Origin of the sequence: Trinickia sp. (assembly GCF_051953955.1) — a bacterium.
Lineage (GTDB): Bacteria > Pseudomonadota > Gammaproteobacteria > Burkholderiales > Burkholderiaceae > Trinickia.
Window position 1 is genome coordinate 1 of sequence record NZ_JBQCIF010000127.1, and the last position, 13,995, is coordinate 13,995.

13 protein-coding genes and 1 pseudogene are annotated in these 13,995 nt (G+C 60.5%); 4 read left to right on the top strand and 10 right to left on the bottom strand.

All coding sequences use genetic code 11. The annotated features are described in order from the left end of the window. Window positions 1-362: 362 nt before the first annotated feature. Genes ACTHNZ_RS23875 through ACTHNZ_RS23890 form a run of 4 tightly spaced genes read right to left on the bottom strand, consistent with a single transcriptional unit; the run spans window position 363 to window position 1,913 of the window. Window positions 363-1,022 (bottom strand): restriction endonuclease, encoded by a 660-nt coding sequence (locus ACTHNZ_RS23875; protein ID WP_440545065.1) that lies wholly within the window; start codon window positions 1,020-1,022, stop codon window positions 363-365. Then, window positions 997-1,254, bottom strand: a complete 258-nt coding sequence (locus ACTHNZ_RS23880; RefSeq protein ID WP_440545066.1) for a hypothetical protein — start codon at window positions 1,252-1,254, stop codon at window positions 997-999. The genes ACTHNZ_RS23875 and ACTHNZ_RS23880 overlap by 26 nt, the downstream gene beginning before the upstream one ends. 59 nt (window positions 1,255-1,313) lie before the next feature. Then, window positions 1,314-1,625, bottom strand: coding sequence for a HigA family addiction module antitoxin (locus ACTHNZ_RS23885; protein ID WP_440545067.1), 312 nt, complete (start codon window positions 1,623-1,625; stop codon window positions 1,314-1,316). A gap of 9 nt (window positions 1,626-1,634) precedes the next feature. Continuing rightward, on the bottom strand, window positions 1,635-1,913 hold the full coding sequence (locus ACTHNZ_RS23890; RefSeq protein ID WP_440545068.1) for a type II toxin-antitoxin system RelE/ParE family toxin: 279 nt from the start codon (window positions 1,911-1,913) through the stop codon (window positions 1,635-1,637). A gap of 214 nt (window positions 1,914-2,127) precedes the next feature. Here ACTHNZ_RS23890 and ACTHNZ_RS23895 point away from each other — a divergent pair. Further along, a pseudogene (locus ACTHNZ_RS23895) lies at window positions 2,128-2,214 on the top strand (Tn3 family transposase); the annotation flags it as partial. Window positions 2,215-2,216: 2 nt separating this feature from the next. On the opposite strand, the gene ACTHNZ_RS23900 reads toward ACTHNZ_RS23895, so the two are convergent. Continuing rightward, window positions 2,217-2,426, bottom strand: coding sequence for a hypothetical protein (locus tag ACTHNZ_RS23900; protein WP_440545069.1), 210 nt, complete (start codon window positions 2,424-2,426; stop codon window positions 2,217-2,219). Window positions 2,427-2,928: 502 nt separating this feature from the next. On the opposite strand from ACTHNZ_RS23900, the gene ACTHNZ_RS23905 reads away from it, so the two are divergent. Beyond that, complete coding sequence (locus ACTHNZ_RS23905) at window positions 2,929-3,531, top strand: TetR/AcrR family transcriptional regulator (protein WP_440545070.1); 603 nt, start codon at window positions 2,929-2,931, stop codon at window positions 3,529-3,531. On the opposite strand, the gene ACTHNZ_RS23910 is transcribed toward ACTHNZ_RS23905, so the two are convergent. Next, window positions 3,488-4,468 (bottom strand): iron-containing redox enzyme family protein, encoded by a 981-nt coding sequence (locus ACTHNZ_RS23910; RefSeq protein WP_440545071.1) that lies wholly within the window; start codon window positions 4,466-4,468, stop codon window positions 3,488-3,490. The genes ACTHNZ_RS23905 and ACTHNZ_RS23910 overlap by 44 nt on opposite strands. Before the next feature lie 596 nt (window positions 4,469-5,064). On the opposite strand from ACTHNZ_RS23910, the gene ACTHNZ_RS23915 reads away from it, so the two are divergent. Continuing rightward, the gene (locus ACTHNZ_RS23915) at window positions 5,065-5,745 is read left to right on the top strand and encodes a 2OG-Fe(II) oxygenase (protein ID WP_440545072.1); all 681 of its coding nucleotides are present in this window, start codon (window positions 5,065-5,067) and stop codon (window positions 5,743-5,745) included. 113 nt (window positions 5,746-5,858) lie between these two features. Beyond that, window positions 5,859-6,521, top strand: coding sequence for a phosphoribosyltransferase (locus ACTHNZ_RS23920; RefSeq protein ID WP_440545073.1), 663 nt, complete (start codon window positions 5,859-5,861; stop codon window positions 6,519-6,521). Between the two features lie 37 nt (window positions 6,522-6,558). Here the strand turns inward: ACTHNZ_RS23920 and ACTHNZ_RS23925 are convergent, their stop codons facing one another. The 4 genes from ACTHNZ_RS23925 to ACTHNZ_RS23940 form a co-directional block, all read right to left on the bottom strand. Beyond that, on the bottom strand, window positions 6,559-8,259 hold the full coding sequence (locus tag ACTHNZ_RS23925) for a SpoVR family protein (protein WP_440545074.1): 1,701 nt from the start codon (window positions 8,257-8,259) through the stop codon (window positions 6,559-6,561). Next, window positions 8,256-9,524: a YeaH/YhbH family protein gene (locus ACTHNZ_RS23930; RefSeq protein WP_440545075.1), complete on the bottom strand. Its 1,269-nt coding sequence runs from the start codon at window positions 9,522-9,524 to the stop codon at window positions 8,256-8,258. The genes ACTHNZ_RS23925 and ACTHNZ_RS23930 overlap by 4 nt, the downstream gene beginning before the upstream one ends. A gap of 162 nt (window positions 9,525-9,686) precedes the next feature. Further along, window positions 9,687-11,609: a PrkA family serine protein kinase gene (locus ACTHNZ_RS23935; protein WP_440545076.1), complete on the bottom strand. Its 1,923-nt coding sequence runs from the start codon at window positions 11,607-11,609 to the stop codon at window positions 9,687-9,689. Window positions 11,610-12,541: 932 nt separating this feature from the next. Further along, window positions 12,542-13,570 (bottom strand): LacI family DNA-binding transcriptional regulator, encoded by a 1,029-nt coding sequence (locus ACTHNZ_RS23940; RefSeq protein WP_440545077.1) that lies wholly within the window; start codon window positions 13,568-13,570, stop codon window positions 12,542-12,544. Window positions 13,571-13,995 lie beyond the last annotated feature (425 nt).

Here is a 13,995-nt window from a genome sequence, read left to right on the forward strand (position 1 = left end):
ACTCGCGCATCGTCATCGTGATCCGTTCTGTCGCAGCCATCGCAACCTCCGGCGCCGAGATCGGCTGCCGGCCAGCGTACGCCACGCAAAAGAGGACATTTGAACTTAGCTAAAAACGGACATTACAACTTAGCCGCTACAACGATTTACCGGTGATAATTCATGTTATGTCAAATCGTGATCGCATGCTGCGCTGAGCGATGCGAGCAGCCAAGGCAGCATTTCCTCTTGGCATTTCTTGAGGATCGGCCGGGATTCGCTAAATTTTCGCCAAAATGGCCTCAAGCCGCTGATTTCAAATAGAAATCCATTGTCGGATCGAGCGGCTGCAACTTCCGCTGATGAGCTCGGGGTCTTTCCTTTCACGCTTGCGGGTTCCAGGGGGCACTCATGGCACGTTTGGTTTCCTCGACCAACGACCAGAGCGCTTCGCCGTTAACCAACTCGATCGGCTTACCCTTCGCGAACTCCACGGCCTGACGCGTAAATTTCCCGCTACAAACGATCTTTCCCGCGACCGCCCGCTGATCGAAGATGATGCCCATCATCTCGCGTACGATCGGCGCCCCCACCGTCGTGCTCTTCCAATGTTTGCACTGAACCAGCGTCAGGGCACCATCGAGCTCGAGCACGATGTCGATTCCACCGTCGGCGCCGCCTCGGGCTCGCGGAGTCACGTTGAAGCCGCGCTGTCGATACAGTTCCCCAACCAGCTCTTCGAATTCCGGCCACGACAGTTGGGCGATCGACGCAAGCCCATGTTGCCGGGCGATCAACTCACGCTTCGCGCGGGCTTTTGCCTCGCGTTCGAACCACCATACTCCCGCAATGCCTGCCGCAATGAAAAGGCCGATGACCACGAGGATAGCCAGCGTGCTCTCGTCGGCATGCGACGCGAACCAGACAAGGAAGCCGGTTCCTGCGATGCCGATTAACGCCTTGTCGCCACCTCGCCGAAGAAGCGAACGAGACGTCGGCAGTGTGATTAAAGACGGATTAGACTGCCTGCGGCGACGTGGCATGGAGTTCTGTATTCAGCTCGTCCTTGAATCCTTGTCGTTCTTCATCCGACAAGGCGCTGTTCTGTTCATACACTTCGAGATCACGGAAAAAGTACAGCTTCTTGAGGTTCATCTCATTCGTATTGCATTGAATTTCAAGCCGGCGATTTGCGGCCTCCAGCTTTTTGATGCGGTCGTACACCACCCAAAGGACGACCAGCAAGCCGGCCACATCGATCCAGTTGATATGCATTCGATTCCCCCGATCCCTTTCCTTGGTTGGACGCGAGCAGGCATCGCATTGCTTGCACGTCAATGACTGCGTTCCGCCGGGGCGTGCTTGACGTCCAACTTGCCGCTTTGCTGACGTGCCTGCCAGAGGTCATAGGAGGCCTGCCCGGCCAGCCAGACGTCGGCGCGGCCGCCGCGCTCGACGCCGAGCCACGCCTCGATGCGCAGCGCCATCTCGGGCGAGATCGCGGCGTGCTCGTTGAGCACGCGCGAGAGCGCGGAACGCGTGACCCCAAGCTGTTGCGCGGCTTGCGTGACCGTCAGGCCGAGCGCGGGCAGGACATCCTCGCGCAGCGTGGCGCCGGGATGCGGCGGATTGAACATACGACTCATGTACAGCTCCTAGTGATAATCCTGGTAATCGACCAACACGGCGTCGGCACCTTCGAAGCGAAACGTCATCCGCCAGTTGCCGCTGACCCACGCCGAAAAATGTCCCTCCAGGTCGCCGTGCAGCGGGTGCAGCTTCCAGCCCGGCACGTTCATGTCGTCGGGGCCGGCCGCATCGTGGAGTTGGCGTAGCTGGCGGGCGAGTCGCGCGGCGTGGTGCGGTTGGATGCCCGCTTTGCTGCCTTTCTCGAAGAAGTCGCGCAGGCCTTTGTGGATGAACGATTTGATCATGGCCTATTGTAGGCTGTAGCGTCACGCTACACAAGTGCCGTCGCGAGCCTCCCAACGGGAGGTCGACGTCACGCCGCGGATCGGCGGTCTGCGCGCGCCCGCACGTCGGCGGGCGTTGCGATCGGCAGGGCCATGAATTCGTGCTCCGGTATTTCGCCGAACGACCGCTGGAACGGCAGGTAAAGCCTCACGAGCCATTGCTCGCCGTCCTTGGTACATCGCGCTGTTCGGCCACTTCATCCCGTGCGGCGTGCACGAGGCCGTCTATATCTTCGACGGGCTGATCAAGAACACATCCAACAGCTAGTCGCCCGACAACCTCCTCTTGGAATCGATACCGTGCTCTTTGAAAAGGGTCCTAAGCCGCCGATTATCGCGATACAGCAACAGGACGCCTATCACCGTAGCGACCGGAAAAAACCACTGACCGGAATAATGGAGAATGGCCCATGCGCCGGCGGCGCACACGATACCTGTTGCGAGTAACGCGATTTTGTCAACAATCCAATTCATTTCGCGGCTCCGGCCTGTAAAGCACGCATTGCACTTGAAACGCTTTCGAAAACGAAACACAGTCCATGCAATAGCCCTCTCAGTAAATTATTATATGCCGTCAAGCGGCGCGCACGAATTTTAGCAGAGCCAGGACATGCGAAATTTCCCGTTACGCATAACGGAATCAGAACCAGCATCAAATCTTTTGCACTTGCAGCACGAGCAAAACGTCGGTGCGCCCTTCGATGCACCGTGCCCCGTCCAAAAACGAGGCAGCCAGCCCACGCTATTGGCCGTTACCGAATCGGTACCCTGCATCGGTACCCTGCACAAGCCCGCCGATCTCAACCAGAGCTTGTCCAGCCCAAGTGCGACAGCCACCGACACAACCTCACTCGACGCAGCGCACCCGATGAACCGCTGCGTCCGCGCGCCACGTGCCGGCACGGCGACTAAGTATTGACGGGATGATTAACGCGGACATAATGAAGCGTGCTCGTCATTCGTTGTGCATCCTTGCATGTCAGAAAAACGTAATAAAATCGTCAGCACGGCAACGCGCCTATTCGGCCGCTACGGATATCACAGCGTAGGCGTCGATTGGATCATCGCCGAGGCAGGCGTCACGAAAACGACGATGTACCGTCACTTTGCTCTGAAGACGGATCTGATCGTCGAAGTGCTTCAGGAGCGTGCGCGCGCCTGCGCGGCTTCGCTCGAAGAGGCGCTCGCGCAAGCCGGCTCGCCCCTCGCCCGCCTACAAAAGGTGTTCGAGTGGCATCAGGAATGGTTCGATGCCGACGATTTCAGCGGCTGCATGTTCGCGCATGCCGCATCGGAGTTTCCTTCGAAGGGCTACCCTGTTCACACCGCGGCCGCCGAGCAAAAAGTGGCGCTGACTCGGCGCATCGAGGCAATACTGAGCGAGATGATGAGCCGGGATGAAGCTTCGGCGTTGGCGCCAGTCCTCGTCATGCTGCTCGACGGCGCCACGCTATCGGCTCAAATCACAGGTCGTACGAAAGCGGCAACCGAGGCGTGGCCGGTTGCCCGCGAGATGATCCTCGCCCGTGCGCATGTCACGCCGGTGCCACCGATTCCGACTCCCGTTCCAGCAAACTGAGCAGATAGTCGTAGTACTGCGCGCACGAGGCGAGCCGCAATTGCGCGCCGAACACCACGTCGGCCGCCGCAGCCGGCGTGCGCTCGATCAACGGCACGATGACGTTGTTGAGCCAGCCGTCGCCATGCACGACGTCGATCTCGACGTGTTCCGAGTAATAGCGATACGCCTCGCGTGCCAACCCGAGCCGGCGGCAGCCGTGAACCACCTTCTCGTAAGACGCCGGGTCGATCAATTCCGTCACCGCCATGACGCCGAGCAGCTTCCAATAGTGCGCGCGGCTCAACGCCGTCATCATGAATAAATTGTGCCCTGCCCGTCCTTGCCATGAAAGCGCCCCGACATGATCGGCGCGTGCCTGTGTGAGCCCGCATACATCGAGCAGATCTCGGAATGTACGGACATGCGCTTCTTTCCGATTGCCGCGGCCCGATTCGTCCCAAAGGTTTTGCACGATCTCGGGGCGCGTGAACTCCTCGGAGCCGACCATGGCCAGCGCAAGCAGATCGAAGAAACGAATGTTGAGCGCACTGTCGCTGGCAAAGAAACGTTGCATGGCGATGCGATCGGCTTCCACGGCGAGGAAATCGAAAAGCCGATGCGAGCCCGCGCGATGCGCTTTGCACAACTGCTCGATCGTCTCCACCGTTTGCGCCGCGCTTCCCGTCTCGGGAGCGGCGAGCATACGGTGCTCGGCCGCCAGCCAGGTCCATTCCAGGCCATTGCGAATACGGTAAAGCAGCGGATCGTGCTGGTTGCTCGCGCCCTCGGCATCCGGCCGGCAAAGCTGCAATTCATAAAGAGCAAACAGCGCCCCATGCGCTTCCGCCTTTGCACTGTCGTCGTTTTCGGCGAAGGCTCGCGTCGCAACGCCGACCGCTTTCGAGAGGTAACGTGCCGCAAATCCCTCACATCCCTCGATCCGCTCTTGAAGCATCGGAGCACGAATCAATCGGTCGACACTCGCATCCAGTGGAAGGGATAGCAGGTGTTCGGCCCAAGCCGCAGTGGCATGAGCATCGAGAACTGCATCGAAAGGTCCGAGGTCGTGAGCACGTTGCATCATCGTATTTGCCGTCATTGGAATATAAGGGGCCAAGCCGTGCCTCGTCATTGAGGCCGAGTCATGGTTCGAAATACCAACATGTCGAGCTGGGGAATTTCTGACATTGCCCATTTCGCATAAGAAAGAATTGTAATGTTGTTATCGACGATATCCTCGCCGCACGCGCATTGGCTGCTATTGTCCAAACCATAAAATCCGCCGATCCTCAGTATCTGGGAAGTCGAGACAGATCACGGAGATCGTGATTCCCTCGCTCAGATACCGGGGCTGAGATGCGGCGAATGAAACAGCAAGATCCGGCGCTCGCGTCGCCGCGAACCGGCGCATCATCGGTACAACCACGACGACAACGCGAACCGTTTATTCGAGCCATGCCAGTCCATCCCCAACGCCTTCCGGCCGCCGACACCGTCGATGATCAAACCGCCCTCGATCCCGTCGGGACCCCTCTCGACACAGTGCGCGCGATGGATTGGTCAACCGTCGAGGCGGCGCTCGATGCGCATGGATATGCCGTCGTTCCCGCGCTTCTATCGACGGCGCAATGCGCCACGCTTGCGGCACGCTACGATTCGGAATCGCTCTATCGCAGCCGTGTCGTCATGAGTCGACACGGCTTCGGCCGAGGCGAGTACAAGTACTTCGCCTATCCTCTTCCCCAACTCGTCGCCTCGCTGCGCGCGGCTTTGTATCCGCATCTCGTCCCGATCGCGAATCGTTGGAATGCGGCGATGGGGATCGACGTCCGCTATCCGAAGACGCATGCGGCTTTCATCGAACGCTGCCATGCCGCTGGCCAGGAGCGCCCTACGCCGCTGATCCTTCAATACGGGCAAGATGACTACAACTGCCTGCACCAGGATCTCTACGGCGAGCATGTCTTCCCGATTCAGACGGCGATCTTGCTCTCACAGCCGGGCCGCGATTTCACGGGCGGCGAATTCGTCCTGACCGAGCAGCGGCCACGCATGCAATCGCGTGCGGAAGTCGTGTCGCTCGAGCAAGGCGATGCCGTCGTTTTCGCGGTCAGTCATCGTCCCGTGGAGGGCACCCGAGGCCCTTATCGCGTCAACCTTCGCCACGGCGTAAGCCGCGTGCGGTCGGGCCGACGCCATACCGTTGGCATCATCTTTCATGATGCGCTTTGACCATGGACGTTCTGATGCGCAACCTACAATGAAAGCGTTCGCGGCATTCGATGGCCGCCGCTGCGTCGGCCCTTCGATGGCCGCCGTGTTGCGCGTGTTCGTATGGGGTTCTCATGTACGCCCTCTTCAAAGACCGCGAAGAGGCGGGCCGTCTGCTCGCCGAGCGCTTGCGCAGCGAAGCGAGCGCGACCACGATCGTTCTCGCGCTGCCGCGCGGCGGCGTGCCCGTGGCGTTCGAAGTTGCGTCGATATTGGGGGCCGAACTCGACATATTGCCGGTGCGCAAGATCGGGGTACCCGGCCAGGAAGAATTGGCCATGGGCGCCGTTGCCTCGGGCGGCGCCCTGTACGTCGATCACGGCACGATCAGGGCCGCTCGCGTTTCGCTCCCGCGCTTCGAGCAAGTGCTCGCGCAAGAACGCTTGGAACTCGCTAGGCGCGAACGGGCGTATCGAGGCGAGCGCCCGCCGGCAAAGGTTGAGGGCCGTACCGTGTTGCTCGTCGATGATGGCGTCGCAACCGGCTCCACGATGCGCTCTGCCGTTTCCGCCGTGCGTGCGCGCGGCGCGGCCCGAATCGTCGCCGCCCTTCCTGTTGCCCCGCACGGAGCGGAGGTGGATTTCGCCGATATCGTCGATGCTTTCGTCTGCGTGGAGCAGCCGATTCCCTTCTTCAGCGTCGGCCAACACTATGACGATTTCGGGGAAACGACTGACGACGACGTGCGCGCGCTGCTGCAACGCGCGTGGAGCGGCGGGAAGCGACGGGAAACGTGAAGTGCGGTCAAACGCCGCGCTTCACGGGGCAACCGCGTCAGAGCCGGAGCTCCGGTGCGGTATACCGGCACTCGTAGCGCTTCCTGACGGTCCCGTTTTCGTCGACGCTTTCGAGGTAGACGTCGAACTGCCAGAGCCGCACCATGTGCTTCAGCACTTCTTCGCTGTCGGCAGCCAAGTGCCGGTTGTCGCTCATGAAGTGCCGCAGCGTGAGGCTGCGATCGCCGCGCGTATTGACCGACCACACTTGGATATTCGGCTCGCGATGGTGCATGTCGTATTGGCGCGACAACGATTGCCGCACGTGCTGATATCCGCTGTCGTCGTGAATGGCCGATACTTCCAGCGCATCGCGCGTATCGTCGTCGAGCACCGAGAACAAGCGCATGTCGCGGATCAACTGCGGCGAAAGATACTGTGCGATGAAGCTCTCGTCCTTGAAGTTGCGCATCGCATAGTGCAGCGTTTGCAGCCAGGGCGAGCCAGCAATATCGGGGAACCAGCGACGATCTTCCTCGGTGGGTGCTTCGCAAATGCGGCGGATGTCGCTCATCATCGAAAAGCCGAGCGCGTAAGGATTCATGCCGCTGTAATACGGCTTCGTAACGGGCGGCTGATAGATGACGTTGCTGTGCGAATGCAAGAACTCCATCATGAAGCCGTCTTCGAGCAAGCCTTGGTTATATAGCGTATTGAGCAGCGTGTAGTGCCAGAACGTGGCCCAGCCCTCGTTCATGACCTGGGTTTGGCGCTGCGGATAGAAGTACTGTCCGATCTTGCGCACGATGCGGATGACTTCCCGCTCCCATGGCTCGAGCAGCGGCGCGTTCTTTTCCGCGAAGTACAGCAAGTTCTCCTGCGGCTCCGGCGGGTAGCGCTCTTCTTCCTCTTCGGCAAGCGGTGTCTGGTGCGACGGCAGCGTGCGCCACAATTCGTTCACTTGAGATTGCAGGTAGGCTTCGCGCTCCCGGCGCAGGGCCGATTCCTTCGCTAGCGAAAGCTTTTGCGGCCGCTTGTAGCGATCGACTCCGTAGTTCATCAGCGCGTGGCAGGAATCGAGCAGCTCTTCCACTCTATCCATGCCGTAGCGCTCTTCGCATTCGGCGATGTAATTCTTGCCGTAGACGAGGTAGTCGATGATCGCGTGGGCGTCGGTCCAGAGGCGGAACAGGTAGTTGCCCTTGAAGAACGAGTTGTGCCCATACGCGGCATGCGCGATCACGAGCGCCTGCATCGTCATCGTGTTCTCTTCCATCAGATACGCGATGCAGGGGTTCGAGTTGATGACGATTTCGTAGGCGAGCCCCATTTGGCCGCGGCGGTAGCTCTTTTCCGTCGAAAGAAAGTGCTTGCCGAAGGACCAATGGCGATAGTTCACGGGCATGCCGACCGATGCATAGGCATCCATCATCTGCTCGGCGCTGATGAGCTCGAGCTGGATCGGGTAGACGTCGAGCTCGTATTGCTCGGCGACTTGGGCGATATGCGTGTCGTACTCTTCGATCAGCTCGAAGGTCCAATCGGACGGCCACGGCAACGGTCTGCGGTCGGCGATGTTCATACGGATTTCCCTTTGCGCCGCTACGGGGGCAGCGTCTTCGGTACGGCCTCGCGTTTCGGTGTCGGCTTGCTCGGGCTTCGCATGCTGCTTATGGCGCGAACCCGCCTGGTGCGTCGCCTTCCGTTGACGCTCCGGCTCGTAGCCGCGCGATTCGTTATGCAAATGTTTAGTGGTCATGAGGCCGCCACTTGCTTCTCGAACAGCTCGCGGAAAACGGGGTAGATATCGGCCGCGGCGTCGACCTTCTTCATCGCCAGATGAGGCTGCGTCATGGCGAGCTGGGCATACTCCAGCCACAAATTTTGCTCTTCGGGCGCGACTTGAATATAGGCGAAGTATCGTACCTTTGTCAGGATGTCGTCCTGGAGAATGCGCCGGCACTTCGGCGAGTCGTCCGTCCAGTTGTCCCCGTCCGACGCCTGGGCTCCGTAAATGTTCCATTCAGTGGGCGAATAGCGCTCGTTCTGGATCTTTCGCATGAGTTCCAGCGCACTCGAGACGACCGTGCCGCCGCTTTCCGTCGAATGAAAGAAGGTGTCTTCGTCTACTTCCTCCGCGCGCGTGTGGTGACGGATGAAGACGACTTCGATCTTTTCGTAGTTACGTTTCAGGAATAAATAGAGCAGGATGAAGAAGCGCTTGGCCAAATCCTTGCGCTGCTCATCCATCGAGCCCGAAACGTCCATCAGACAAAACATCACGGCTTGGCTCGACGGCTGCGGCTGTTTTACGCGGTTGACGTAGCGCAAGTCGAACGGGTCGATGAACGGAATCCGCCAAATGCGCCCGCGCAAATGGTGCAATTCTTCTTCCAGCTGCTTCAGCTCTTCGCCGTGGTCGCCGGGTTCGTTCGCGAGCAGTTCGTACTGCCGCTCGAGTTCGCGCAATTGATTGACGAGCGGCGCGCCGAGTGCGATGCGCCGGCCCAGCGCGCTGCGCAGGGACCGCACGACGTCGATGTTGTTCGGCGTTCCTTCCGCGGCCCAGCCCGCACGGATGTTTTTCCATGTCGGCACGGCCAGCAGATGGGTCTTCACGAGACGCGGCAGTTCGAGGTCGTCGAAGAAGTACTGCATGAATTCTTCGCGGCTCAACTCGAAGACGAAATCGTCCTGCCCCTCGCCTTCGTTGCTGGCCTGGCTCCCTCCCCCGCCGCTGCCGCCGTTCGGGCGCGGGATCTTGTCGCCGCGCACGTAATCCTCGTTGCCCGGATGCACGAGTTCGCGGCGCCCGCCGGGGCCGTGATGAAACTGCGGCTCGGCGATATCCTTGCGCGGAATCGTGATGCTGTGCGTATTTTGGATGTCCTTGATGCTGCGGTCACGCACCGCTTCGGAAACGGCACGCCGAATGTAGTTCTTTACGCGGCGCAAAAATCGCTCGCGATTCGCAATGCTCTTGTTCTTACCAGCCAGCCTGCGGTCGATGATTTGATGAAGCACATCCAGTCTCCCGCTCTTGATTGCCGAAAGCGACACGACGATCGAGCGCCGCAGGCGCCATGCCCGCGCAGCGCGTCCCGCGTGCGCCTGCCGCGCTGCTTCTGCGCTCGCGGGCGAACCCGCGAGCGCGTCATGCGCGACGACTTATCCCACTGCCGAACTTCATGATGACTTGCGCACGCGCAGATACCAGTCGCAAAGCAAGCGCACCTGCTTCGGCGTATACCCCTTGGCGACCATGCGATTGACGAAGTCTTCGTGCTTGCGCTGCTCCTCAGCCGAACCCTTGGCGTTGAACGAGATGACGGGCAGCAATTCCTCCGTGTTCGAGAACATCTTCTTTTCGATGACGACGCGCAGCTTTTCGTAGCTGATCCACGCCGGGTTCTTGCCGCCGTTCGCGGCTCGGGCGCGCAGCACGAAGTTCACGATTTCGTTGCGGAAATCCTTCGGGTTGCTGATGCCCGCCGGCTTCTCGATCTTTTCCAGCTCTGCGTTCAGCGCAGCGCGATCGAAGCTTTCGCCCGTATCGTGATCGCGGAACTCCTGGTCCTGGATCCAGAAATCGGCATACGTGACATAGCGATCGAAAATATTCTGGCCGTACTCCGAATACGATTCGAGGTACGCGGTTTGGATCTCCTTGCCGATGAACTCGGCGTACCGCGACGCGAGCAGGTCTTTCACGAACGAGAGGTATTTCTGCTCCGTTTCCGGCGGGAACTGCTCGCGTTCGATCTGCTGCTCGAGCACGTACATGAGGTGCACGGGGTTGGCCGCGACTTCGCTCGTATCGAAGTTGAACACGCGCGACAAGATCTTGAACGCGAACCGTGTCGACACCCCGGTCATGCCCTCGTCGACGCCTGCGTAGTCGCGATACTCCTGATACGACTTCGCTTTCGGATCGGTGTCCTTCAGGTTCTCACCGTCGTACACCTGCATCTTCGAGAATAGATTCGAGTTCTCGGGCTCCTGTAGGCGCGTGAGCACGGAGAACTGCGCCATCATCTTCAACGTGCCGGGCGCGCACACGGCCTGTGCGAGCGACGAGTTGCGAATGAGCTTGTCGTAGATCTTGATTTCCTCGGACACGCGCAGGCAGTACGGCACCTTGACGACGAAAATGCGGTCGAGCAGCGCTTCGTTGTTGCGGTTGTTGCGGAAGGCCTTCCATTCCGACTCGTTCGAGTGAGCGAGGATGATGCCGTCGAACGGAATCGCGCCGAACCCTTCCGTGCCCTTGAAGTTGCCTTCCTGCGTGGCGGTGAGCAGCGGGTGAAGCACCTTGATCGGGGCCTTGAACATCTCGACGAACTCGAGCAAGCCCTGATTCGCGAGGCACAAGCCGCCCGAATAGCTGTAGGCGTCCGCGTCGTCCTGCGCATACTGCTCGAGCTTGCGAATGTCGACCTTGCCGACGAGCGAGGAGATGTCCTGGTTGTTCTCGTCGCCCGGCTCGGTTTTGGCAATCCCGATCTGCCTGAGGATCGACGGGTAGCGGCGCACCACGCGAAACTTTCGGATGTCGCCGTTGTATTCGTGCAAGCGCTTGACCGCCCACGGACTCAAGATGCTCTTGAGGTAGCGGCGGGGAATGCCGTACTGCTCTTCGAGAATCGGACCGTCTTCGTCGTAATCGAAGAGGCCGAGCGGCGATTCGTTGACCGGCGAGCCCTTGATCGAATAGAACGGCACGCGTTCCATCAATTGCTTGAGCCGTTCGGCGATCGACGACTTGCCGCCGCCGACAGGACCGAGCAAATAGAGAATTTGCTTTTTCTCTTCGAGCCCTTGCGCGGCGTGACGGAAGTACGCGACGACCTGCTCGATCACGTCCTCCATCCCGTAGAACTCTCGGAATGCTGGGTAAACCTTGATGACCTTGTTCGCGAAGATCCGCGACAAGCGGGGGTCATGGCGCGTGTCGACCTGCTCTGGCTCCCCGATGGCCGTCAACATGCGTTCGCTGGCCGTCGCGTACGCGGCGGAGTCGTTTTTGCAGAGCGCGAGATACTCTTCGAGCGAGAACTCCTCCTCTCGGGTTTTCTCGAAGCGGTTCGCGAAGCTGCTGTAAATATCCATGCTACCTCCTCGCCGAAGTCTGCGGACGATGTCGCTTTCGGAAGCCTATACCGGAACGACCTCGCTCGATTTCATCCTAAACCCTTTTAAATTATTTTTCACGACCTACGTGGGCCTCCCTTGTACGCGTGTGCCCTAGCTTGGATATGCGGACACACTGGCCTACAATCTTCACCCTGCTCATGCTCGGCATCTCGCTTGCCCTCTTGCGCAATCGCTGCTCGATGCCACGTCCGAGCGACCTCTACGTACGCTGCTCACCTCCTGCTTCAACCGCGGGCCATGCGCGTGCATGCCCCTCATCTTGCTGGTCTTGCTGCTGTCGCTCGCGCCACGGTCACGATACGCACGTACTTGTGCGTACTCCTCAGATAACGGCATCCGTGCTCACGAAGTTCAGTGATGCCGATCTCGCGCACGTTTGCGCTCAGCCGCCGCGTGGCTGATGACGAAGGACGAAGCGCAAGCAGCAAAGCGCAAAGCACGAAAACTCGCTGGGCGAGACTGCAACGCGTGCACGACCCATCGCCCCATCGCACGTGCGATGCCCGCTCGGACAGCGCGCGTGCGATGGGGCGATCACCGCGTCGCGCTTAACGCACTGCTCTTGTTTCCGCTTATGTCCGTATACGCACGAGCCGGCGTTTCGACGACACGTGTACGCATCGGTTACAACTTTCTTGTTTTGAAGGATGGGGATGGCGTCTCGTCCGGCCGTGCCTTCGTCGGCCTCTCTCGGAAGAGCCATGCACCTGCATTCGAGGTGCGATTGATCTAATGAATTAAAGTCGATGACAGGATAGGTCTTATCAATGGAGAATGCGCGATAGGCGGTGGTCAATGGGGGAGACGGTTGCGCGCGCATCCATTGACTTGCTCATGCCCGCGAGCACGCATGCGCTGCATGCGCTCAATCGCTCAGGGTACTCAGGTCAGGCGCACAAGGCGGCGCCGACGGGCCCCGCGAAGACCGCCGTAGATTCGCGCAGCACGAGCCGCGGCGTGATCACGCGGCGCCGCGTCGGCCCGCTCATCTCGCCGCTGATGCGCTCGATCAACATCTGCGCGGCGGCCTCGCCGAGCGCTCGCACGGACTGGCCCACCGTCGACAGCGCCGGGTAGGTGTAGCTGCTGAGCTCGATGTCGTCGAAGCCGATGATGGAGCAGTGCTGCGGCACGCGGATGCCGCGTTCAGCGGCCACGCGCAGCGCACCGATGCCCATCATGTCGTTGCAGGCGAAAATGGCCGTGGGCCGCACCGTATCGAACAAGCGGCCAGCCGCTTCCTGGCCGCCCCCGCCCGTGAAATCGCTTTCGACGATCGCAGTCGGCTCGATATCGATGCCGCGCTCGGTCATGGCACGAATGAATCCGTGCACGCGCATGGCGCTTACTGCCGTCGCCACGGGCCCCGTGATGCACCCGATCCGGACGTGGCCGAGTTCGAGCAGGTGGCGCGTCGCCAAATAGGCGCCGCGCTCGTGATCGATCTGGACCAGATCTGCAGCCAAGCCCTCGATATTGCGGTCGACGATGACGAGCGGTTCGCGCGTGTCCGCCAAACTGCTCGCGAGAACGGCATCGTCGCCGGCCGACGCGATGATGAGGCCATCGATGCGCTTTTCCTGCAAGATTCGCAAATAGCTGCGTTGTTTCGCCGGGTCGTCGTCCGAGTTGCAAAAGAACATGCAATATCCCTCGCGCGCGCACCCGTCTTCGATTCCGCGCGCCAACTCGGCAAAATACGGGTTCGTGCTGTTGGGCACGACGAGTCCGATCGTCGCCGTCGAACGTGCCTTCAGCGATCGTGCGACCGCCGAAGGCACGTAGTTGAGCTGGGCGATCGCGCGCTCGACTTTCGCGCGCACGTCGGCCGAGACCGGGCGTGTGTTGTTGACCACGTGCGATACGGTGGTAAACGACACCCCGGCCATGGCCGCCACATCCTTGATCGTCGCCATTACCGATTCTCTCTCGCTTGTTTTTGTCTGCGGACCTTACCGGCCCCGCACTACGCCATCCATCCACTTTCACACGCTGGTTCGCCGCGTTTTCCCCGCGCGGCGAGCCGGCCCACCTGCTTCCTACTGCTTCAATTCCGTCCGCGCCGGCCTCCATGGATATCGCGCGCGACCGTGGCGACGATCATCGGGTTCCGTCCGCGTCAGCCCTAGCCGGCCAGCGGCAATCATGACGCCCCCGCCGGCGAAATGCCGATCGCGATCGGGTGGGAGAGAATGTCGGGCGGCCGGATCGGCGGCTGTCGCGCGCCGGCACGCCGCCATGACGCTCATGTCGGAGGATAACGGCAACGGCGGATGCTTTCTTGAGCACGCTCGTTCGGATGGCGCGCGACGCCAGGCGCAGCGCGGCTGCGACGTGCCGC

Coding starts and splice junctions, on each gene's coding strand:
- ACTHNZ_RS23910 (WP_440545071.1), bottom strand. CDS start 4,468: ATGCTTCAAGAGCGGATCGAGGGATGTGAGGGATTTGCGGCACGTTAC.
- ACTHNZ_RS23940 (WP_440545077.1), bottom strand. CDS start 13,570: ATGGCGACGATCAAGGATGTGGCGGCCATGGCCGGGGTGTCGTTTACC.
- ACTHNZ_RS23925 (WP_440545074.1), bottom strand. CDS start 8,259: ATGACCACTAAACATTTGCATAACGAATCGCGCGGCTACGAGCCGGAG.
- ACTHNZ_RS23890 (WP_440545068.1), bottom strand. CDS start 1,913: ATGATCAAATCGTTCATCCACAAAGGCCTGCGCGACTTCTTCGAGAAA.
- ACTHNZ_RS23875 (WP_440545065.1), bottom strand. CDS start 1,022: ATGCCACGTCGCCGCAGGCAGTCTAATCCGTCTTTAATCACACTGCCG.
- ACTHNZ_RS23905 (WP_440545070.1), top strand. CDS start 2,929: ATGTCAGAAAAACGTAATAAAATCGTCAGCACGGCAACGCGCCTATTC.
- ACTHNZ_RS23900 (WP_440545069.1), bottom strand. CDS start 2,426: ATGAATTGGATTGTTGACAAAATCGCGTTACTCGCAACAGGTATCGTG.
- ACTHNZ_RS23885 (WP_440545067.1), bottom strand. CDS start 1,625: ATGAGTCGTATGTTCAATCCGCCGCATCCCGGCGCCACGCTGCGCGAG.
- ACTHNZ_RS23880 (WP_440545066.1), bottom strand. CDS start 1,254: ATGCATATCAACTGGATCGATGTGGCCGGCTTGCTGGTCGTCCTTTGG.
- ACTHNZ_RS23915 (WP_440545072.1), top strand. CDS start 5,065: ATGGATTGGTCAACCGTCGAGGCGGCGCTCGATGCGCATGGATATGCC.
- ACTHNZ_RS23920 (WP_440545073.1), top strand. CDS start 5,859: ATGTACGCCCTCTTCAAAGACCGCGAAGAGGCGGGCCGTCTGCTCGCC.
- ACTHNZ_RS23935 (WP_440545076.1), bottom strand. CDS start 11,609: ATGGATATTTACAGCAGCTTCGCGAACCGCTTCGAGAAAACCCGAGAG.